Below are 21,638 nucleotides of genomic sequence, written 5' to 3' on the forward strand. Positions count from 1 at the left end.
TATGAGTTATGTTCGGCAATTGAAACAGTGCGGCCTCCCGGCCCACCTCAAACTGGTACAGGTTGCTTACCCGGACGTAGTTCGCGTTGACCTGCTGGATGACACTGGCAAGCTACTCGCAAGTTCTGCTGGCAAGGGCGCTAAGGTTCTTCCAGCGTCAGACTACAGTCTGACACATACTGTTTCGCCAAATGAAAAGCTCGATCTGACTTTTTGTGTTCGGGTGCGCGGTACCCTCGGTGACCTTGCGCCGCGCTTACCGGGTTACCTCGATAATATTGGCGCTCAGATCGCCGCCGAGCTGACACTTCGGCTCGAGCTGGATGAGATGGCCGAAGAGCTTGGTGAGCGCTACGAAGAGCTTAACCTGGTATACAAAATCAAACAGAGCGTGGATGCGGTAAGTGACGATCGGGTCGCGATGACGCTGTCCCTGCAGCAGCTCGTCGATGACTGCGCCACCTTCCTCAATGTTGATGTCGCCGCGCTGATCATGCCCGGCAAACAACTGGCTGTAGCCTCCGGGGTTGTCGGTGATGATGAGCCGGATAGCGGCATTATCGAAACGCTGCAGAACGCTGTGATAAGCAGCGGGCAAGCTATCGTTATCAACAAGCCCGAGGACGCTAAGCGCATTGGTATCGAGGGGCAACTGGAACACATTCTTATTTGTGCGCCCATCCCATCGCCTAACCCGCGTTTGCGCGGACTATTTGTTATTGCCCAGCAGAAGTGCAAAGGACGCGAATTCAGCAACAGTGACCGCCAGCTGGTAGAAATCCAGGCGGAGATGGCGCGCAAGATAATCAAGCAACGCTATGATACGGCAACGGGTTTGGTAGGACAGGGGGAGTTAATCAGTCGCTTTGAGGCGATGCTGCAGGAAGATAAAGCACGGTGCAGCCTGCTGTTTTTTCACTTTAACCACCTGAAGCTTATCACCGATAGCTTTGGCTACGAGGTGGCCGGGCGTCTGCTGTCGGCCTTCGCCGAAATGCTGGATGACTACGCCGGCGAAGAATGCGTTGTTGCCAGGATCAATCACGACGAGTTTGTCATTGCCGCCAGGGGGCTGGACACCAAGGCAGCAGCGGAGTCGGTGCTGCAGCGCATTGAAGACATTAATGAAAACCGGCATATCGTGCCCGCGGGTGCAGAGTTTAGTGTCAATGTCGGGTCTGTGTGCGACGACTCGTCGCTGGAAAGCGTCTCGGACTGGTTGACGGCAGGTGAGTTTGCGGCATCGCTGGCGAAGGATAATAGCTTCGAGCGCCTGCACGTCTATTCCCCGGATGACTCACAGCTTCAGAAACGCGACAGTGATGTCTTCTGGTTGCAAAACGTAAAAACGGCGCTGATGAATCGGGACTTTCGCCTCTATTGTCAGCCGATGGAGGCCTTGAGCGATGGCCCACCGCATTATGAGGTGTTGCTGCGCGTCATTGATGACGATGGGCGCGTGATGTCGCCGGCCAAATTTATAGAAGCCGCCGAGCGCTATGACCTGATACCCAATATCGATCAGTGGGTGGTGGAGGAAATGCTGTCCTTGTTGGCCCAGTACAAGATCGCCGACGTCAGCCCTGAGTCTGTCTGGAGTGTGAATCTCTCGGGCAAATCCATCGGCAGCCGGGATTTTCACCACTATCTGCTAGATGTTCTGAATAAGAATAGCGCTTGTAACAACCGTCAGCTTTGTTTTGAGCTGACCGAAACCGCGGAGATTGGCGAAATGGAGTCGGCGCTCAAGCTTATCACCGAGGTGAAAGCACTGGGAGCTGCCTTCTCCCTCGATGATTTTGGCTGTGGCCTGAGCTCGTTCAGTTATCTGAAAGAGATCCCGGTTGACTACCTGAAAATCGATGGCAGTTTCGTCAAGGATATCGATAGCAACGGCGTCAACCGGAGCATGGTAAAGGCAATGGCCAGCGTTGGTAAGGTCATGGGGCTTCACACAATTGCAGAGTTTGTGGAAACGGGCGCGGTGCGTGATCTGCTCAAGGATATTGGCGTCGATTATGCGCAGGGATATTTCGTAGCCAAGCCTGTGCCGCTGGATGGCGTGTTGAAAGATATCCAGTCAGCGGCAGCCAAAACGGGGCGGGGTCGCTAGCGTATGGGAGAGGTACTCAGAACACAGCTCGGCGTGATTACCTATCTGGCGCTCACCGAGTCGCTGGAAAACGATTCTACCCTGCAGGAGCTGCGCAGCTCGGTAGAAGAGGCGATAGCGCAGCGGGACCTGAATGTTGCCGTTGACATGGGCAATATCAAATTCCTAAACAGTCGCGCACTGAATGCGCTACTGGATTGCAGCGAGCTGCTGACCAGCGAGGGCGGCTGGTTACGCCTGGCGAATTGCTCGGGTATTGTTGCGAAAATCATGCATATCAGCGGGCTCGATCGCCATATCGGTTATATCGACGAGCCAGACAAGCCCGGCCATGTTCTGGTCGGTGGCGCGGTGCGTCGACTCGGCGATATCCTGATTGAACGGGGTCTGACTGACGAAGACACCATTCGTCACGCAATGGAAGAACAGGACCGCACCGGTAAGCGAATGGGGCGCATCCTGATAGAGGCCGAGCTGGTCGCAGAGGAGGATATCCTGCGGGCGATCAGCGATCAGCTGGGTATTCCCTATGTGAGCCTGAAGGCGGGAATGTTCGACTCGGATATTGTCGACACCCTGCCGCAGGAGAAAGCGCTGCGCATCAATGCGCTGCCTCTGTTCAGATTGCGCGACACCCTGGCTGTTGCCCTGTCCGATGCCCAGGACATTGCCGCACTGAGCGAGATTGAAGAAGCGACCGGCTGCCATATTCGGCCGGTGCTGGCTAGCCGCTCGGACATCAAGCGCACGCTCAATGAAATAGCCGGCGGAATGGATATTGGATCGGACCTGATATCCGATATCGACGAAGACCTGGAGCTGGTAGAGAGCCAGCAGCCGGACGATTATGCCGCCATCGATGAGCTCTCGGCAGGCTCGCCCATTATTAATCTGGTCAACGCCATCATACAGCGCGCGGTGCAAGACGGCGCCAGCGATGTCCATATCGAGCCTGGTCCCAGTCGCTCGCGGGTTCGCTTTCGGGTAGACAGCATTTTGTACGAAATCATGACCCCCCGCCTGGAGCTGCACCCGGCCATCGTGTCGCGCCTGAAAATCATGGCGAACCTGGATATCGCCGAGCGTCGTTTGCCGCAGGACGGGCGGATACAGGTTGTTACCAACAACCAGAAGGTGGACCTGCGCTTCAGCTCGCTGCCGGGCCTGCACGGCGAAAAGGTGGTGTTGCGGGTGTTGGACAAGAGTCGTTCCATACTGGATTTAAACCGGCTTGGCTTTTCCGACGCCAATTTAGCGAGCTTCCGTCAATTGTTGTCGAAAAGTTATGGTCTGATACTGGTCACCGGCCCTACCGGCAGCGGCAAAACCACCTCGCTGTACGCCGCGCTGAGCCATCTGAACAGTCTGGAGAGAAACATCGTCACCGTTGAAGACCCGGTCGAGTATCAGCTGGACGTTATTAACCAGAATGAAGTGCGCGAGGCCATCGGGCTCGGCTTTGCACGGATGCTCAAACACATTCTGCGGCAAGACCCGGACATCGTAATGGTGGGGGAAATTCGCGAGAAAGAAACTGCCCAGATAGCCGTGCAAGCAGCGCTTACCGGCCATTTGGTGCTGTCCACTCTGCACACCAATGACAGCGTCAGCGCGGTCACGCGCATGATCGATATGGGGGTTGAACCCTACCTGCTGTCATCGGCCTTGTCGGGGGTGGTGGCGCAGCGCCTGGTGCGAACCATCTGCCCCAACTGCAAGACCCGCTTTAAACCGCCGCCGGAAGTCATCGAGCGCTACCAGTGGCAGGATAGGGAAAACGTTATGCTGTCTACCGGCCGGGGTTGTGAAGTCTGCTTTGATTCGGGTTACAAGGGGCGGCTGGGCATCCACGAGGTGTTGACGGTGGATGGTACGCTGCAGAGCCTGATTATGACCAACCCCAGTCGCGACGACCTGAATCAGTATGCGAGTCAGCGCGAGCTGAAAACATTGTTCTATGATGGCCTGGACCATGTTCTGTCGGGCGAAACCACGCTGGAAGAAGTGTCCCGCGTGATCAGCGACTAGGGGGAAGAGCGATGCCACTGACTGAACAGTCCGGTGCCGCACCGGAAAAACCGCCGGGACTTTCGCTCAATATCACCCTGTTTGAGCCGCCGATTACAGCGGAAGACCGAATGTTCTTCACCGAGCAGCTGGCGCTGCTGCTCGATACTGGCACATCCTTGCACAAAAGCCTGAACGCACTACAAGCGCAAATGGCTAATCGCAAAGTGCGCGCGATTCTCGCGGATCTCGCGGCGCAGGTGGAAAAGGGTAGTGCCTTTTCCCAAGCTCTGGAGCAACACCCGGAGATGTTCCCGGTCTCCTACATCAAGCTGGTGAAAGCCAGCGAAGCTGGCGGCTTTATGGTCAAGGTGCTGGAAGAGCTGCTGGCGATGGATGAAAAGCAGCAGCAGCTAAAAGGCACCATCACTTCGGCGATGACCTACCCGGCCTTTCTGCTGGTATTTTCGCTGGCGGTGGTGGTGTTCGTCATGGTGTTTGTATTCCCGAAATTCGCCGATATTTTTGCCTCTATTCAAGACCAGCTGCCGTCCACCACCATCGTCCTGATGGCGACCAGTGATCTGCTGCGCCAGCACTGGCTGCTGGTCTGCATTGGCCTGGTGTTGGTGGGAGGTGGCCTGATCGGCTGGGCCCGCTCTGCTGCAGGCGCGGCCATGCTCGACTTGTGGAAGCTCAAAATTCCTGGAGTAAGGCGTATTTATCGCCAGATATATCTGGTGCAGCTGATGCGAGTGCTGGGGCTGTCGCTGGCAAACGGGGTCTCGGTGAAAGACGCACTGCAGGCCAGTAGTGAGGTGGTGGCCAATCTGGCCTATCGCGACCTGATTCGACGGGCAGAAATTGGCGTTCGTGAGGGTGGTCGTCTAAGCGATGTTTTTTGCCAGTCTGAGCATATACCGGATTTGGCGCGGCAGATGCTGGCGACCGGCGAAGAGGCGGGGAGTCTGGCCCGAGTAATGAACCGCATTGCCGACTACTACGCCAAGGAGCTCACCAAGCTGTTAAACAGCGTCTCGAAGCTGGCTGAACCTATTATGCTGGTGGTGATGGGCTTGGTGGTGGGCATTATTGTGAGCTCGTTAATTCTGCCAATCTTTAAGTTGTCGAGTGTAGCCATGTAATTGACGGACTAGTCAACTACGCGCGAAGTAACGATACAAATAGGGGTTTTCGTGTATATTCCGAGTTCATCGTATATAGTTAACTGCAGTAACAAGAGTGCTTTCAGCTCTGGGTCTAGCTCTGGGCAAAGAGGCACGGTCATCAGGATGTTACACAGTTTTTTTAAGGCTTTGAGATTGAGGGGTTTTGCATGAAAGGGCATACACCGAAGAGAGTGACAGGATTCACTCTTGTCGAGCTGGTTATAGTGGTACTGATACTGTCGGTATTGGCAGCAATCGTGATTCCCCAGTTCACGTCCTCCACCGACGATGCCAAGCGATCGGCCCTGGACTCCAGCCTGGCGGGCATCCGTACGGCCATCGACCTGTACTACCAGAACCACGGCCACTACCCCAGTAGCGTGACGGCCGCGGGCGCAACCTGTCCGGGCACCGGCACAGCGGGGACCGGGGCGGTCGATACGCCGCAGGCCTTTATCGACCAGCTCAACCGCTACACGAATGCTGCGGGGCAGGCCTGTTCGACCACCGATGCCACCTTTAAGTATGGTCCGTACTATAAAAAGGATGCGCTGCCCGCCGACCCGATTACCGGCACCAACAATACTCTAGTCATTGTGACTACGGGCGATCTGGCGATGACCGCCGACGGCACAGCCGGTGGCTGGAAGTTTGACAATGTGACCGGCAAATTCATTATGAACCACACCGACTACGACGATCGCTAAGGTCGACGGGGCGGGGGAGACCTCCGCCTCATTGGTTTTATAGCCGAGTCCGAACTTCCCGTCGTCAATGCCTAGTTGCAGGTTTGAAAGCGCACGTTGTCGATGAGAACCGTATCGTCTACACCCATCCCCGCAGAAGATCGCAGGCGAAGCTGGGGGCTCAATCCGCCCAGATGGGCTGAAATGTCAAAAAATTCGGAGCTGGTTTCGTCTTCGGCGGGACCGGCGAGTTCTGTCAGCAATACCCATCCGGCGTCGTTACCCCCATTAAACTCGACCTTAACGTAATCAGCGGCATCATCGAGCGACAGTTTTCTTACATCAAAGCTCAGTGACACATGGCTGAAGTCGCTTAGCCCTTCCATCGCCCGCTTGGCCCCCTTGTCGGGCCCGCTGATAGACAGCCATATGCCACTGTCAGTATTACGCAGTGATACCCCGCCTGTGGCCGCATTGTCGTCGTCGCCGTTTTCGGTCCATGGGTTTGGTGACCAGTCGTTGTCGCCAAGGCTCCCGGCATAGCTATTGCTTTCAAAGTCATCCTCGTAGGGGGTGGTGCAAGGCGGACTGGGGTAGAGCGACATCAAGGTGGCGTCGCCATTATCGACGTAGAGATGCTGGCAGGACTCGGTATCGATGGCGAGCCCCGCGCCCACCTTGCTGTCAGCAACTTCAGGGGTATTGTAGCTGCCCTCGAGCTGGCCATCGAAGTTGAGCTTGAGCACTCGCTGGTTGTCAGTGTCGAGCAGCAAAAAGCTGTCGGTAAAAGGAATATGCGCAATGCCGCTGGGGATGCCGACCCCCAAGGGCAGATTGATTGTCGCTTGGCGGTTCAAGTCGCCCTGACGGTAGATGACCACTCTGGGGCTATCCCCGAAAAGCAGGACCGACTTCCGCCCTGTCGCCAGTACGGTATCGGCATAGTCGCCCGAGGCGGTTGTACCGATATAGGAAAGGCCGGTGACCTCGGTGAAATCACTTGGAATCCGCAAACTGCCAACTAGGCTTAGATCATTGGCGAGGTAAAGCCTCAGCCGATTTGCCCCGGTGTCTGCAACCAGAATATGTTTATTCCAAGTGCCGCCCCCCAGCCAGGCGACGCCCTTGGGGTCTGAGATTCCCCTCGGGGCCGAGGTATGCAGGAGGGAGCCGACCTTGTCAAACAGCAAAAGATTTGATTGTGCAACCGTTAGACTGGCGCCGCCGCTTGGCAGGGTGACGCCGTCTATGACCTCGCCTTCGGGTGCAAAGGCGACGCCCTCGGGGTGTTTATAGCCCAGCTTGCCGGTGTTAACGGTGAAGTCGACAGCCCCCGGAATATAGTCGGCGCTGCAGCTGCCGGTGTTTAGGCAGAATCGCCCGCACTCGCAGCGCGAGGTCAGTTTTAACACCGGGCGTTCGTTAACCCAGGCTTCCTCGCTGGAGCCAAATTGAATGCTGGCATTGTTGTCCAGCACGCGAAACATTAACCCGAAATTGTCAGCACCACCCACCCAGCGCTGCACGAGCGCGGTGATATCCCATTCAACGGGGCCCCAGCCCGACGGACTGACCGTCGCGATGGCCGCGGCCTGGGTTTCGCTATCTCCGCCCGGTGCAGTCCAGGCGACACCGGCTCGGGCGTTGTTCCAGGTGGCCGCGGTGCCGTCCCATTCGGTGGTTACGGGGTAAACCGCTATTTGCATCGGACCCGACGCAAAGCCGCCGTAGGAATAAAGTTGCAACACCGCCTTGGCGATATTGGTGGTAGCGGCATACTGCTCAACGCGAAAGCTGATCAGGCCGCGCTCTTCGTCTGTCCCCTGACTTATTTTGAATTTTTTGCTGGTGCCGTAGTTACTCGTGGGAAATCCCGACTTGATATAGGTGTCCTGTAGCGGGGTAATGGGAGTTGTTGTGGGCGGAGCGTAGACTGTGACCGGTCGCCGGGTTTCAACCGACGCGGAAGCCCCGGCGGTGCCGGTAGCGGTCACCACTACCGGGGAGAGGGTGGTGCCGGTGAAGGTGGCGCTGTAGCCTAATTGGCTGGCGCCATCGAGCACTGTAGTAGGGATATTGGTGTAGTTATCACAGTTGCTGCTGTTGGCGAGCCAGCGGGCATGTTGTAGGCCGGCTTCGGCGGCGAAGGCCGCCGCCTCCTGCTCCTGAGTCGAGCGCACCAGGTGCACCGCCACCGAGCTGTGTCGGGATAGCATCAGGGCGATGGCCGCAGTCAAAAACAGCGTGACCACTACCAGCATAAAAATATAGCCCTGTTGTTGCCGGTGCCTCATCAGTTAGCGCTCCGAATGCTTAAGGTATTGGACAGCCGTATACGCTCATTGCCGCGGGTTAGCTCCAGGGTGACCACAACTTGGGGGCGCCCGCCCGCTTCAGGCAAACGTTCGACGCCAAAATAGCTGACACCCTCGGCAAGGGTTGTGTTGGTAAAGTGCGCGCCCGTGGGATTTGCGCCCGGAAAGGACGGATTGCGCTCAATCAGGTTGCTGCCGCTCAGGTGGTAGACAACGATATTGTAGGTGTCTTCGTCCACCGCGCCGTCGGCGTCGTCGTCCTTGATATCTCCAATGGGGGAGCAGATGAACAGCAGGCAGGATTCGCCGGGCACGCCGCCCTGGCCATCGCCGTTCATGTCCGATGGCGGGTCTTCGTCAATGCTGCCGTCGCCGTCGTTGTCGATGCCGTCTATCGGGTCTTCATCGAAGCTGCCGTCCTCATCGTCATCCCAGATGCCGCCGACGGAGATATCGACAAGCCCGTCGCCATTGTCATCAATGCCGACGATACCGGCTGCAAGGTCGTTACTCTGGTCGGCCTTGATATCCTCATCCACGCGCTCCGGCTCGCCGGGATCGCGCACGTTGTTCTGGTTGAAATCGTAGAAGTCCTGGTCGCGGTTGGCATCGGCCCAGCCGTCATTGTCGCCATCGAGAAAGGGATCCATGCTGATGGCCAGCACAGCGGTGGCCAGCACGCTGCCCGATTCCGGTGGCTGGGCGGGGATGCTCTGCTCGCGCACATTTTCCCGCCATGGCGTTGCCGGGTTGTCGTTTAATGGCAGGAATAAGCGGTTGCTGGCCCTGACGCTGCGCGCAATGCGTTCCATGGCAAAGCGGGCGTCGTTGCTTAGGGCCAGTCGGGCCTCAACCTGCTGCTGGGTTTGCAGGGCCTGGTTGATGATGGTGGCCAGCCCGGCCGCGAGGGTAGCGCTGATCGCCACCGCCAGCAGCAGCTCGAGCAGGGTGAAACCGCGGTGTGTGCTGCTCATTGTGCGACCAGCCATTCGAGTCGTTGTTGGGGGCTGATGGCGACCCGAACCCAGAGAATGCCGTCATCCACGCCCGTTCTCGGGTTATTGTCGAGGTCGGCGTTGTCGGCATCGTGCCCGGCAATATAGACATCGACGCTGACTGTCTCGCCGTTGCCCATGGCAATGGTGTCGCTGAGAGTGGTCGGTGTTGTCTCGTCAATCGCCGCGCTTTCGAGCTCGCCAAAGGGGCGCGACTTGATGCGCTCGGCCATGGCGCGCAGGGCGTAGTACTCGTGCAGTTGCTGCTCCTGAAAACTGGCGCCGGCGCTGGAGGAGCGCAGGGCGTCCATCGCGGGCACCAGTAATACCGCCACCAGAAACACGGCGGCCAGCACTTCGGGGTAGGTCAGGCCGCGCTGGCCTGTGGCTGCGTTTTTCAAGCCTGAGCAATGGCGTGTTGTTGTGGCAGCGGGCTTTCGGCGCTCTTGGCTCATGGCGTCACGCTGATTCTGCCGGTTACCGGGTCTACGGTAATGGTTCGGATGTCGTTGCCGGCGGCTACGATCACCTCTGCGTCCAGCGCTCGGTAGCTAGCCGTTCCCTGCTGAAAATACGGCTCGCCCTTGGCGTTGAAATCCAGGTCGCTCTTGGGTGGTACGCCCTGATAAACGAAGTCTCTGCTCTGTACACGGGTGCCTTCGGTGCCGGCGCTGGCGCCCAGGGTAATATCCAGCAACTGCTTGCTCTGGGGGTGGCGTATATCGTAAACGCGGTTGGTCGGGTTGGAGCCCGGCACAATCCGGTAGACCTGTGCCCGGTGGGTGCTTGTACTGACGCTTACGCCGTGCGGCACTCCGGTGCGCAGGGCCTCACTGCGCGCCAGCTGGAACATATCGGTCAGCTCGCGGCTGGCGTAGTCCAGCTTGGCGCTTTGGGAGCTGGAATTGCCCGCCACAAAGGCAACCGCAATAACGCCGAGGATACCCACCACGAGTAACAGCTCAACGAGGGTGAAGCCCCGGCGCTTAGCGCGTATGTTGTTATTGGCTATCATCCGTGAAGCAGTGAGCACAGGTGACCTCGGCGAACTTAAACGGGGTGACGTTCCAGCCCTCAGTATGGCCCAAGGGGACGTAATCGTCATGCTTTGGCGGCGCTGCTCAGCTAGACCCGGTAACTCATTGAAGTTAGTGTACTATACTGAAAGCCACTAACAGCCCGTGTGGTTGGAGGCCAGCCGCTTCAACGGCTGGCGGGATGCACCAATAATAAGTGGCCGTTCGGCGCCAGCGTCATGTGGCCACAGCAAGAGGTAGGGGGAAGCATGATGAGCGGAGTCTACCGAGCGCTCTGCCCGGCGCGTCGCAATCCGGGACGGGCTGGCGTTTGAAAATCAAACCAGACTGGTTATTCGCCGGCAGAGCGAGGCGCTACAGTGCTATCGGGCTGTCCTTTCTTGAGGATGCGGTCAATCTGGTGCAACTGGATTGCCGAGGCTCGGTTCCGGCCGTCTCGGCAGCGTCATTGATCGCTATAGACGGCAGTGTCGATGAGTTGCTGGAATCTCCCGAACAATTGAAAAGTCTGCTGCAACCGGCTCTGAAACAAAGCTTTGTCGGGCGCCGGGTGTACAGTTGCTTACCTGCCGAGCACTACCGCCTACTCTATATTAACTACCGCCAGCCCAAGAGCGGCAATGAGGCCACGGCTGTTCTCGAACAGGTTCGGGAGCGATTGGACGGGCCGGTATCTGGCTATGTCATTGATTACCTGCCTATCAGGGCCAAAGCCGCCAGCGACGAGAATCTTGCGCTGGTGTCGGTCAGCAGCAAGCCCGTGGTTGAAGATTACCTCGATTGTCTGCAGCGTTCAGGTTTGTATGTTGATGCGCTGGAAATTGCGCCGGTATCGATAAATCGCCTGCTCGGAACGGTCGCTGCAACGGATGATCACCACAACAGCGCCTCACTTACCGTGGGGCGTTACAAGTCGACACTGTCAGTTTATTCCGGGCGTCGTTTGATTCTCGATCGAGAAGTGCAGGTGGGGGAGCGGGATATTATTCAGCAGCTCTGTCGATCACTGGATGTTGACGAGGGCCTGGCGCGCCGTATGTTGAAGCAGGGTGAAGCGGGGGCCGGCCAGCCGGGCAGTTCAGAACTTCCCTCGACGGTTGGGCAGATTGTAAAACCGCTGTTGCTGAAGCTGGCCCATGAGTTTGACAAGGCTCAGGCCTATACCGCCTCGCAAACTAGGGGCGAACCCATCCGCCATATTTATCTGCTCGGTGCTGCCAGTGACTGGCCCCTCGCTTCGCGCATTCTGACAGAGATCATTGATGTGCCTGTGAGCAGCCTGTCTCCGGTAACCCGCTGCGCTGAGCTTGAATCCCATTTGCAGGTGCCTCAAGCCCTGGCCGATCATTGTTTGCCGGTCAGTTGCGGTCTGGCATTGCGCGGGGCGCTGGCATGAACGAATTTGACCTGATTCCGGCTGATTATCGGCGCAACCGCCAGATTTACGGTGATCTGGCGCGCTTTGGAATCGCAGCTTTGGCCATTGTGGCGGTCACGTTTGTTGCGGTGACAGCGCTGTCGGTAGCCACTGGCCAGGCTGAAGAAAAGGCGCGCGCCCTGGGTGGGCAGCAAGCGCTTATCGATCAGAAGAGCGCACAACTGCAGACGCTGGATGAACAGATTGCATCGATGAGTGAGCAGTTTGAGGCGCTGACCGGATTTCGTGGCGGGCAGTCGGCGCCCGGGCTGTTGGTTGGTATCGACAGGGCGTTTGCCGGTAGCGAAGTCTGGTTTTCCGAGCTGGTTTTCTCTCGGGCGGGCAGTATGGTCGACAAGGCCGAGGCGGCGCAATCCAACGGTTACTTTATTGTTTTGCCGAAGGAGGTCGAGTCGGCTACCGAAAGGGCCTGGCAGATCGAAACTCACATGGAGGTGCTGGGTTATGCCAGAAACTATGCCGGTCTGTCTGATTTTGTTGGCAATCTGTTAAAGCAGCCGGAGATCCATTCCGTGAAGATTGTTCGCTCGGCGCTGAGGAAACAGGCTGAGGTTGAGCTGGTGGAATTTGAGCTGGCGATTATTGTGAACCCTAAGAGGTCGACATAATGCGGCGACCCGATCTGCAGGCCCAGTTAAATCCGGATACCTTGCGCTGGCTGCTAATGGGCTTGCTGCTACTGCTGGTAGCGGCGTCAGGCGTTTACCTCGTTAAGCCGAAAGTGGTGGATTTGCGGTCGCTTCTGCAACAAAACGCGGGTCTCAGCCAGGCCATTGCCTACGGGCCAGAATTGCAGGCCCAGATTGAACAGCGCTATCAAACGATGGCGGAGCTGGAAACCAAGCTATTTGGCAGCGCCGGTGCTGTCGCCGCGAATCAAATCGAAAGGCACGTTGTGGGCGAGCTGCAGAAAATTTCCTGGCAGCAAGGGGTGACCTTAAAAGGCGTAAAACCGCTGGCAAGCAAGCCGATACATATCTTCAATGAGATTCCCTTCGAAGTGGAGCTACGGGGTGACTATTTCAGTCTTTTTGCATGGTTGCAGGCGGTTAATCAGCAGCTGGGCTTTGTTGTTGTGGACCAGCTGGAAATCACAGCGGGCAATCGCAGTGCCAGTGACCCCAACCTGGATATGACGCTGCGTATGGCCAATTATCGGGTGGCGCAATGAATCGCACGGCACTGGCCTTGTTCGCTCTGCTACTGGTGGGGTACAGCGCGGGTGACGAGCTGATGATTCGCCATGATCCGTTCCGCGTCCCCGAGGTTTTGAGTCAGAAGGGTTCAGCGGTGGGCGGCGGTGTTACCGTTGCCTCGCAATTGCCTGTGGTTCGCGGCGTCATCATATCAGAGGCGTTCAAAGCGGCTAACATCAATGGACGCGTCGTTTCTGAGGGAGAAGAAGTTGCTTCTTACCGGGTACAAAAAATTGAGGATGGTCTGGTGATATTCAGTAAAAACGACCGGGAATACCGTGTGCCGGTATACGTCAACGAAACAATGGAAGAACGCCAATGATCAGATTGCGCACGCTACCCCTTAGTGGTGCAGGTACGCTGTTATTGTGCCTGTTGCTCATTGCCTTTCCGATGTCGGGCGTGGCGGCTGAGCGCTTTTCCATGAGCGCTAACGATATGCCAGTTAACGATGTTATGGCGATGTTTTCCAAGAAGGGCCGTGTCAGCATCATGCTGGAAAAGGGCGTCTCGGGGGATGTGTCGTTCAGTCTCTACGAAGTGACGCTGGACGAGGCGATTCAAGCGGTTGCCGAGATGGCGGGTTTTGTGGCTGAAAAACGTGGCAAGACCTACTACATAGTGGACAAGAAAAACGTGGGTTCGCACGCGGCGGGAGGCCTTACCCAGCTGCGCGTTTTTCCCATTCGTTATGCGAATCCGCAGTCCGTGCTCGAAGTCGTCAAAAGCCATATTTCGCGCTACGGCAAGGTAACACTGTCGGCTCAGGAAGGCGCCATTGTTGTCGAAGACAAGCCTGACTTCCTGTCCCGTATTGCGACACTGTTGTCGTCGCTGGACGCTGAGCCGCGCCAGATACTGATTGAAGCCAGAATTTTAGAGGTCACATTGAGTGATACGTTGGCACACGGTATTAACTGGACCAAACTTTTTTCCGTTGATCCGGGTGAGGTGAAGCAGATTGGCGTGCAAGGGCTCGCGGCGCCCGGCGCGCCGGGACTGTTCGCGACGATTGTTAACGACAATATTGATCTGCTTCTCGATGCCCTGGAAACGGACGGGCGCCTCAGAACCATATCTACCCCCAAGTTACTGGCGCTGGAAAACAAGGAGGCCTCGGTTGTTGTGGGCGACCGCATCGGCTATCGGGTGACCACAACGATCAATCAGGTCACCACCGAGAGCATCGAGTTTCTGGAGTCGGGGGTTATTTTGCGAGTAACGCCATCTATCAGCGTAAACGACCGCGTCATGCTCGATATCTACCCGCAGATCAGCACCGGTAGCGTGAACAACGGTATACCCTCTAAGACAACAACCGAAGTTGTGACCAACCTGATTACCAATGACCAGCAGACGGTCTTCATTGGCGGGCTACTGAAAAACTCCATGACTGAATCGCGAAGCGGCGTGCCTTTTCTGAAGGATATTCCGCTGATCGGGCGGTTATTTTCCAGCAGTGAAACCACCAGTTCGCGCACCGAAACGGTTGTGCTGATTACGCCTTACATCGTTCGCAGTGATGGCGACTCCAGCGGCCAGTATATACGCACCTTAGACAGTGAAGAGGCCGAGGTGCTGGACCACATCCGCTCGCAACGCTACGGCAAGCCGGCGTCTGAGCGCAAGGCGCAATCGGAGACCGCGGCTAGCGAAACCAAAACCTCACCTAGCAAACCCGCCGGTCCGCCAATGATGGGGCCGCGTCGCTAGCCGGGATAGTGTAAACGTGGCGCTTGCCTTGTCAGGGGAGGGCCATCATCACAATCTCAAAGGCGATGAGAAGTATGATGATCCATTCGAGAAAGGCACTGTGCCGATGATTTTGTTCGTCGGCCAGCATTTCCAGTAGCTCATGGATGGTCTGCAGCTTCTGCGACAGCACATCAACCCGAGGGCGTATATCCAGATAGCGTGCGGCCTGGTTGTACAGGCTTTCCAGTGCCGGGTATTCCCAGAAAAACTCGGGAGTATCCAGCAGGCCGTAGTGCAGAATAATATCGCTCTTGGTTGAAAACAGATGGCCGCGAATTTTGGCGATGGCTTTGCGCCCCAGCTTCATGCGACCGGTCTGGGCCAGTGATCTCGGAATATCCGCTGTTGAACGGATGTTGTCTTCGGCCATGGTTTCAAACACGTTCAGCTGAATCGACTGCGCCAATGCGTGGGATACCGCCAGCCGTTGCAGCGGGTCGTCACCGGCCAGCACGAATTTGTCAGCCTGAATGCTGTTCTCGCCGGCATTCAAGCTGAAAGTAAAGTGGTCGTAGGCGCGTTTGGAGGCCTGATCTTCCAGATGCGGGGTAATGCGCTTCAGGATGTCCTGTTGCTCATCGTCATCGCAACCCCAAAACACGGCGACGCCGTAATTAAAAACCCAGGCTTCGCCGGTCTTGCCCGGAATCTGGTAGGCGTCGCGAATCCGCTTGGCCTGATAGTACTCGAGAATGTCGGCTTCGAGATCAGCCGTGCGAAACTGGTCGCCAAGGTTTAAAACGGAAAGACGTGAGTTGGAAAACGACATGGCGCCACCCTCCGGCAGGCGATGGCGGGCTGCCATCGGTCGCGCATCATAGGGCCGAACCTTCAGGCTGACAATAGAAATATTGGGGTCGTTAAAAAGGGAGGGCGAGGCCCTCCCTGAATGGACAAGTTTGATCTATTTGGGGATCTGATGCATGGCGCAAATTTTGTTGCCCGCCGGGTCGCGCAGGTAGGCGATATGCAGTTTCATACCGCCGCCTTCGCGAATGCCGGGCGGATCTTCGATGGCCGTGCCGCCGTTCGCCAAACCCGCTGCGTGCCAGGCGTCGGCTTCTTCCGGACTTTTGGCGGCAAAACCGATAGTCGAGCCGTTGCCGCCGGTGGCCGCTTCGCCATTGATGGGTTCGGTCACAATAAAGATGCCCGTTTCTGTGATGTAGAAATAGCGGCCGCGTTCGTCTTTAAAGCCGGGCTTGTGGCCGAGTGCGCCGAGTGTGGCATCGTAGAACTGGCGGGAGGCTTCAAGATCGTTGGCGCCAAGCATGATGTGGCTGAACATAGTGGATCCTTTCGCTGTGAATGGATTGGCGAGACTAGCGAATGGAGGGGGCGTGACGCAAGCGGGTTCTTTCTAGCGCACCGCCGCGCAGGGAGGTTACTTCATTGCGTTTTGCATGCCGCGCGAAGCGCTGTGGGTACGCAATGATGATTGGTAGTCCATAAAAAAGGGGCCCTTGTGAGGCCCCTTGGGTATGCCGAAGATGCTTGTGGTTAAACGATCTTCTTCATGGCAGTCATGTAGCCGCGCAGTTTGCGGCCGATAACTTCTACCGGGTGGTTGCGCAGCGCTGAGTTGATGGCGATCAGTTGCTGGTTGTCCACACCGTTGTCTGATACGTCCAGACCTTTTCCGATTACGTCAGTTTTGACCTTGCTCATAAAATCTTTCAGCAGAGGCTTGCAGGCGTGATCGAACAGGTAGCAACCGTACTCGGCGGTATCGGAAATCACCACGTTCATTTCGTACAGTTTTTTGCGGGCGATGGTGTTGGCGATCAGCGGCGTTTCGTGCAGCGACTCGTAGTAGGCAGACTCGTCCTTGATACCGGCGGCAACCATGGTTTCGTAGGCCAGCTCAACGCCGGCTTTAACCATGGCGACCATCAGAATGCCATTGTCATAGTATTCCTGCTCGCTGATTTCCATGGCGCCGGTTTCCGCTTTTTCAAAAGCGGTTTCGGCAGTTTCTGCGCGCCATTTATGCAGGTTGGCGTCGTCGTTGGCCCAGTCTTCCATCATGGTTGTGGAGAAGTGGCCGCTCATGATGTCGTCCTGATGTTTCTCGTACAGCGAGCGCATGATGTCTTTCAGCTCTTCGGCCAGCTCGAAGGCTTTAACCTTGGCGGGGTTGGACAGGCGATCCATCATGTGGGTGATGCCGCCGTGCTTGAGGCCTTCGGTGATGGTTTCCCAGCCGTACTGAATCAGCTTGGAGGCGTAACCGGGGTCAATGCCTTCCTCGACCATCTTGTCGAAGCACAGGATGGAACCGGTTTGCAGCATGCCGCAGAGAATGGTTTGCTCGCCCATCAGGTCGGATTTCACTTCCGCAATCGGTGAAGATTCCAGAACACCCGCGCGGTCGCCACCGGTGCCGCTGGCCAGAGCCTTGGCAATTTCCAGTCCGTTGCCGTTGGGGTCGTTTTCGCGGTGAACGGCGATCAGGGTGGGTACACCAAAGCCGCGCTTGTACTCTTCACGCACTTCAGTGCCGGGGCATTTCGGGCACATCATCACGACGGTAATGTCTTTGCGAATCTGCATGCCTTCTTCAACCAGGTTGAAGCCGTGAGCGTAATCCAGACATGAGCCTTCTTTCATCAGCGGCATGATGGCGGTGACAACGGCGGTGTGCTGCTTGTCCGGGGTAAGGTTCATAACCACGTCGGCGGTCGGGATCAGTTCTTCATAGGTACCGACGGTAAAACCATTCTCGGTAGCGTTCTGCCAGCTCTTGCGCTTTTCGGCAATGGCTTCGGCGCGCAGTGCGTAGGAAACGTCCAGACCGGAGTCGCGAAGGTTCAGGCCCTGGTTCAGACCCTGTGAGCCACAGCCGACGATGACGATTTTTTTGCCTTTCAGAATGTCGCAGCCATTGGCGAATTCGCTGCGGTCCATAAAGCGGCACTTGCCGAGTTCCTGCAGCTGCACGCGCAGGGGCAGGGTATTGAAGTAGTTCTGACCCATGGGAAAGCCCTCGTGTTGGTTCGTTGAAATCAATGAGCGGTTAAAAACTGGGCGGCTACGATAGCAGTGTTAGCTTGTTGCGTAAAATGATATATGGGTTATATAGTGTTGCGCTAAACGCACTACGGCACTGATAGCCACATGAATATCAAAGAGCTCGAAGTTTTCACCCATCTCGCCAAAACCCTGCACTTTGCCAAAACCGGTGAGGCCATGCACCTCAGCGCCTCGGCGGTCAGCCGCACGGTGCAGCGCATGGAGGAGACGCTGGGGGTGGCGCTGTTCGAGCGGGACAACCGTCGGGTGGTGCTTACGGCGGCTGGCAAAGAGGTGCTGCAGTACAGTGAGCGGGCGCTTGCTAACTGGCAGGGGCTTTTATCCAGGCTTAACCAGAGTGGCCGCGAGCTCTCCGGTGAATTGAGCGTCTACTGCTCGGTGACTGCCGCGTACGCGGTGCTGGGGCAGGTGCTGGAGACCTTTCGCAATCGCTATCCGCGCATTGAGCTCAAGCTGCATACCGGCGATCAGGCCGACTCGCTGGAGCGGGTGGTAGCCGGCGAGGAAGATATTGCGATAACCGCCCGCCCCGAGCAGCTGAACCAGCGCTTGGCCTTTCAGGTGCTCACCCACTCCCCCTTGCGGTTGATTGCCCCGGCGATTCCCTGTGCCGTGTCCGAAATGCTGAGCGAGCAGGCGCTGCCCTGGGATCGTTTGCCGGTGATTATGTCGGAGCGCGGCGTCGCCCGGCTGGAGCTGGAGCGCTGGTTCCGCCTGCACGGTATTCGTCCGACTATCTATGCACAAGTCAGCGGCCATGAAGCCATTGCCAGCATGGTGGCGTTAGGGTTGGGAGTTGGCGTGGTGCCGGAGTTAGTGCTCGCTCACAGTCCGGTGGCGGAGCGGTTGCGGGTGTTGCCGCTGGCCGATGAGATGAAGCCGCTGGCGGTGGGGGTTTGCACGCTGAAACAGCGGTTAAGCAGCCCGCTGATTGATGCATTTTGGCAGGTTGCCGCGTCCGTTTCCTGAAACTTGCTAAAATCCCCTGTGTGGGACGCGGGTGGGTTTGCTATGCTGCGCCGCAACTGTTCATTCCTGTCATGGAGCCTGTAGTGTCTGAAACTGATAACTCGGACGAACCCAAGTATTCGGAGCAACGCGAATCACTGCTGCTGATTGATGACCATGAAGAAGAGGTGTCGATCAATGGTCGCAAGGTTCGGCGTCGCGGCATCTACCTGTTGCCAAACCTGTTTACCACAGCGGCGCTGTTTGCCGGGTTCTATGCCATCGTGTCCGGGATGCGCGGTGAGTTTGAAACGGCGGCGATTGCTATTTTTGTGGCCGGTGTGCTGGACGGCATGGATGGGCGAGTTGCCCGTCTGACCAATACCCAGAGCAAGTTTGGTGAGCAATACGATTCGCTGGCCGACATGGTGTCCTTTGGTGTCGCGCCGGCGCTGGTCATGTTCAGCTGGTCGCTGGGCAGCTTCGGCAAGCTGGGCTGGGCAGCCACCTTTATCTATATCGCCTGTGCCGCGCTGCGGCTGGCGCGATTCAATACCCAAATTGCCTCCAGCGACAAAAACTACTTTACGGGGCTGGCCAGCCCGGCCGCCGCTGCGGTTATCGCCGGTACCATCTGGGTCTGCGCCGATGAGCGTTGGGTCGGTAGCGCTATGCCCTCTGCCTTGCCCTTTTTCTGCGCCTTGCTGACAGCGGTGGTGGGTTTTCTGATGATCGTTAATATTCGCTACAACAGCTTTAAAGGGATCGATTTGCGCGGTCGGGTTCCCTTTGTGGTGATGATCATCATTGTGCTGGCCTTTGGTCTGGTCACCCTAGATCCGCCGCGTATTCTGCTGGGTATAGCTGTACTTTACGCCCTTTCTGGTCCGGTCCTGTCTGTTTACCGTAGAACGAAAACCGATTAGCCGGGGAGTTTTATAACGATTCGCCGGTCAGAGTTCTCAAGCCACGGAGATTGAGATGTTGATCAAGCGACCGGCGGATATCCCCGCTTCTGAAATCACACCTGAACATATTTACCTGAGGCGCCGGGAGCTTATGGCCGGCGCCGGCCTGTTTGCCGCCGGCGCTCTTCTGCCAACCGGGCTGGGCGCGAGCGAGGCTCGCGCATCGCTGGAGGCCAAACCTGCTACCCCGGCGCTGGCTGCCAAAGGCTTTTATACCGATGAAAAAAAGACGCCCTTCGAGGATGTGGCGCGCTATAACAATTTCTACGAATTCGGTACCGATAAGGGCGACCCGGCTAAGTACGCGGATGCACTGACGGTCGACCCCTGGTCGGTGGTGGTGGAAGGTGAGGTTGCCAGGCCCGGAACCTACCCGCTGGAGGACCTGCTCAAGGGTATTGATCTGGAAGAGCGGATTTACCGCCTGCGCTGTGTCGAGGCCTGGTCCATGGTCATTCCCTGGATTGGCATTCCCCTGCACAAACTGCTGGCCAGGTTGGAGCCGACATCCAAGGCAAAGTATATCGAATTCACCACGCTCTACCGCCCCGCCGAGATGCGCGGTCAGCGCTCCCGTTTCAGCACCATCGACTGGCCCTATGTGGAAGGGCTGCGAATGGATGAGGCGATGAACCCGCTTACGCTGATGGCTACCGGGCTCTACGGGCGGGAGCTGCCCAAGCAAAACGGCGCGCCCTTTCGGCTGGTGGTGCCCTGGAAATACGGCTTCAAGAGCATCAAGTCCATCGTCAAAATTCGCTTGACGGAAAGGCAGCCCCGCACAACCTGGCAGGAGCTGGCACCACAGGAGTACGGTTTTTACGCCAACGTGAACCCGAATGTGGATCACCCGCGCTGGAGCCAGAAGTATGAGCGGCGTTTGCCCAATAGCCTGTTTGACCCAAATCGCATCAAAACGCGCATGTTTAATGGCTATGAAGAGCAGGTTGCTCACCTCTATAAGGGCATGAACCTGCGGCGCTACTATTGATGCCCTGGCGCAAGCCGCTGTTGTTTGTTGTCTGTCTGCTGCCGCTGGCCTGGCTGTTGGCGGGAGCGGTCAGCGGCACGTTGGGTCCCGATCCGGCCAAAAGCCTGGTGCTCTTTACCGGTAGCTGGGCACTCAATTTTCTGCTGCTGACACTCTCGGTCTCACCGCTGAGGCGATGGCTGGGACGGCCCGGCCTGCTGCGTTACCGGCGTATGCTCGGTCTTTTCTGCTTCTTTTACGCGTCACTGCATGCGCTTTGTGTGGGTACCTATATTCTGGGCTGGGACTGGGCCATTCTTCAGGAAGAGCTGAAGGAGCGGCCCTATATACTAGTCGGCTTTCTGGCCTGGCTGACGTTGGTGCCGCTGGCGGCTACCTCAAATCGCGCGGCAATTCGCCGGCTGGGTCGCCGCTGGCAAACCCTGCATCGCATGGTCTATCTTTCTTTAGGTCTGGCACTGCTGCACCTGTTCTGGCTGGTGCGCTCTGATCGGGCAGAGGCGGTAGTGTACGGCGTGATTGGTGGTGGTCTTTTGCTGTGGCGGCTCTATAGTCGGCGTAAAGCCCCGATTTTGGCCAAGAAATAGCCACTTAGAACTTTTTTTCACTTGCCGTATTGCATCGTCTCGGCGACATCTATATTCTCTCGCTCCCTCGGTTCTGGAGACAGATATCGAGTGCAGGAAGAGGCTTTTATCGGCTGGGGCGCAAAGGCCAAAGTTGGTGAAATTAGAGGGCTTAAAGGCCTCTCAAATAACCCTCGCAACTTTTTGAAAGTTTTTTGAAAAAGTACTTGCAGCGCAGAGTAAGGTGTTTATAATGCGCACCTCGCTTGAGAGACACACTCTTAAGCGACATCGAAAGCCCTGGCGGCTTCGAGCTATTTAACAAATCGAGATTAAGTAATTTGTGTGGGCACTTGTGTGGCGATGTGACGACAATCATATCAGACACAAGTGACTCGTAAATTCATGAATTTGAATACGA

20 protein-coding genes are annotated in these 21,638 nt (G+C 57.0%); 13 read left to right on the top strand and 7 right to left on the bottom strand.

Features of this window, described 5'->3' with window-relative positions; all coding sequences use genetic code 11:
• Position 1: 1 nt before the first annotated feature.
• From ABY734_RS14155 to ABY734_RS14170, 4 genes are all read left to right on the top strand, one after another.
• Positions 2-2,113, top strand: coding sequence for an EAL domain-containing protein (locus ABY734_RS14155; RefSeq protein ID WP_372779955.1), 2,112 nt, complete (start codon positions 2-4; stop codon positions 2,111-2,113).
• Between the two features lie 3 nt (positions 2,114-2,116).
• Positions 2,117-4,141: an ATPase, T2SS/T4P/T4SS family gene (locus tag ABY734_RS14160; RefSeq protein ID WP_372779956.1), complete on the top strand. Its 2,025-nt coding sequence runs from the start codon at positions 2,117-2,119 to the stop codon at positions 4,139-4,141.
• A gap of 11 nt (positions 4,142-4,152) precedes the next feature.
• The gene (locus ABY734_RS14165) at positions 4,153-5,265 is read left to right on the top strand and encodes a type II secretion system F family protein (protein WP_372779957.1); all 1,113 of its coding nucleotides are present in this window, start codon (positions 4,153-4,155) and stop codon (positions 5,263-5,265) included.
• A gap of 191 nt (positions 5,266-5,456) precedes the next feature.
• Entirely contained in the window at positions 5,457-5,996 is a 540-nt protein-coding gene (locus tag ABY734_RS14170; protein ID WP_372779958.1) for a type IV pilin protein, read from the top strand.
• A gap of 71 nt (positions 5,997-6,067) precedes the next feature.
• Here ABY734_RS14170 and ABY734_RS14175 read toward each other — a convergent pair whose 3' ends face one another.
• The 4 genes from ABY734_RS14175 to ABY734_RS14190 are packed head-to-tail and all read right to left on the bottom strand — an operon-like array spanning position 6,068 to position 10,318.
• A complete protein-coding gene (locus ABY734_RS14175; RefSeq protein WP_372779959.1) occupies positions 6,068-8,269 on the bottom strand; it encodes a DNRLRE domain-containing protein in 2,202 nt (733 codons plus the stop codon).
• Entirely contained in the window at positions 8,269-9,264 is a 996-nt protein-coding gene (locus ABY734_RS14180; protein ID WP_372779960.1) for a prepilin-type N-terminal cleavage/methylation domain-containing protein, read from the bottom strand. Before ABY734_RS14180 ends, ABY734_RS14175 begins: the two co-directional genes overlap by 1 nt.
• A complete protein-coding gene (locus tag ABY734_RS14185) occupies positions 9,261-9,740 on the bottom strand; it encodes a hypothetical protein (protein WP_372779961.1) in 480 nt (159 codons plus the stop codon). The genes ABY734_RS14180 and ABY734_RS14185 overlap by 4 nt, the downstream gene beginning before the upstream one ends.
• Positions 9,737-10,318, bottom strand: a complete 582-nt coding sequence (locus ABY734_RS14190) for a Tfp pilus assembly protein FimT/FimU (RefSeq protein ID WP_372779963.1) — start codon at positions 10,316-10,318, stop codon at positions 9,737-9,739. Before ABY734_RS14190 ends, ABY734_RS14185 begins: the two co-directional genes overlap by 4 nt.
• A 314-nt stretch (positions 10,319-10,632) precedes the next feature.
• Between ABY734_RS14190 and pilM the strand changes: the two genes are divergently transcribed.
• The 5 genes from pilM to ABY734_RS14215 are packed head-to-tail and all read left to right on the top strand — an operon-like array spanning position 10,633 to position 14,669.
• The gene (gene pilM / locus ABY734_RS14195; RefSeq protein ID WP_372779964.1) at positions 10,633-11,718 is read left to right on the top strand and encodes a pilus assembly protein PilM; all 1,086 of its coding nucleotides are present in this window, start codon (positions 10,633-10,635) and stop codon (positions 11,716-11,718) included.
• The gene (locus tag ABY734_RS14200; protein WP_372779965.1) at positions 11,715-12,368 is read left to right on the top strand and encodes a hypothetical protein; all 654 of its coding nucleotides are present in this window, start codon (positions 11,715-11,717) and stop codon (positions 12,366-12,368) included. Before pilM ends, ABY734_RS14200 begins: the two co-directional genes overlap by 4 nt.
• Positions 12,368-12,931, top strand: a complete 564-nt coding sequence (gene pilO, locus ABY734_RS14205; protein ID WP_372779966.1) for a type 4a pilus biogenesis protein PilO — start codon at positions 12,368-12,370, stop codon at positions 12,929-12,931. The genes ABY734_RS14200 and pilO overlap by 1 nt, the downstream gene beginning before the upstream one ends.
• Positions 12,928-13,278, top strand: coding sequence for a hypothetical protein (locus ABY734_RS14210; RefSeq protein WP_372779967.1), 351 nt, complete (start codon positions 12,928-12,930; stop codon positions 13,276-13,278). The genes pilO and ABY734_RS14210 overlap by 4 nt, the downstream gene beginning before the upstream one ends.
• On the top strand, positions 13,275-14,669 hold the full coding sequence (locus ABY734_RS14215; protein WP_372779968.1) for a type II secretion system protein GspD: 1,395 nt from the start codon (positions 13,275-13,277) through the stop codon (positions 14,667-14,669). The genes ABY734_RS14210 and ABY734_RS14215 overlap by 4 nt, the downstream gene beginning before the upstream one ends.
• Before the next feature lie 31 nt (positions 14,670-14,700).
• Here ABY734_RS14215 and ABY734_RS14220 read toward each other — a convergent pair whose 3' ends face one another.
• The 3 genes from ABY734_RS14220 to ilvC all read right to left on the bottom strand — a co-directional run bounded on the left by ABY734_RS14220 (position 14,701) and on the right by ilvC (position 17,687).
• Positions 14,701-15,516, bottom strand: coding sequence for an RMD1 family protein (locus ABY734_RS14220; protein ID WP_372779969.1), 816 nt, complete (start codon positions 15,514-15,516; stop codon positions 14,701-14,703).
• A gap of 99 nt (positions 15,517-15,615) precedes the next feature.
• Entirely contained in the window at positions 15,616-15,999 is a 384-nt protein-coding gene (locus ABY734_RS14225) for a VOC family protein (protein WP_372779970.1), read from the bottom strand.
• Positions 16,000-16,211: 212 nt separating this feature from the next.
• Positions 16,212-17,687: a ketol-acid reductoisomerase gene (ilvC, locus tag ABY734_RS14230; protein WP_372779971.1), complete on the bottom strand. Its 1,476-nt coding sequence runs from the start codon at positions 17,685-17,687 to the stop codon at positions 16,212-16,214.
• A 141-nt stretch (positions 17,688-17,828) separates the two neighbouring features.
• Between ilvC and ilvY the strand changes: the two genes are divergently transcribed.
• The 4 genes from ilvY to ABY734_RS14250 all read left to right on the top strand — a co-directional run bounded on the left by ilvY (position 17,829) and on the right by ABY734_RS14250 (position 21,238).
• A complete protein-coding gene (gene ilvY / locus ABY734_RS14235; protein ID WP_372779973.1) occupies positions 17,829-18,713 on the top strand; it encodes an HTH-type transcriptional activator IlvY in 885 nt (294 codons plus the stop codon).
• A 71-nt stretch (positions 18,714-18,784) separates the two neighbouring features.
• Positions 18,785-19,618, top strand: coding sequence for a CDP-diacylglycerol--serine O-phosphatidyltransferase (gene pssA / locus ABY734_RS14240; protein WP_372779974.1), 834 nt, complete (start codon positions 18,785-18,787; stop codon positions 19,616-19,618).
• A gap of 55 nt (positions 19,619-19,673) precedes the next feature.
• Complete coding sequence (msrP, locus tag ABY734_RS14245; RefSeq protein WP_372779975.1) at positions 19,674-20,651, top strand: protein-methionine-sulfoxide reductase catalytic subunit MsrP; 978 nt, start codon at positions 19,674-19,676, stop codon at positions 20,649-20,651.
• The gene (locus ABY734_RS14250; protein WP_372779976.1) at positions 20,651-21,238 is read left to right on the top strand and encodes a sulfite oxidase heme-binding subunit YedZ; all 588 of its coding nucleotides are present in this window, start codon (positions 20,651-20,653) and stop codon (positions 21,236-21,238) included. The genes msrP and ABY734_RS14250 overlap by 1 nt, the downstream gene beginning before the upstream one ends.
• Positions 21,239-21,638 lie beyond the last annotated feature (400 nt).

The organism is Litorivivens sp. (genome assembly GCF_041624475.1).
Taxonomy (GTDB): domain Bacteria; phylum Pseudomonadota; class Gammaproteobacteria; order Pseudomonadales; family Spongiibacteraceae; genus Litorivivens.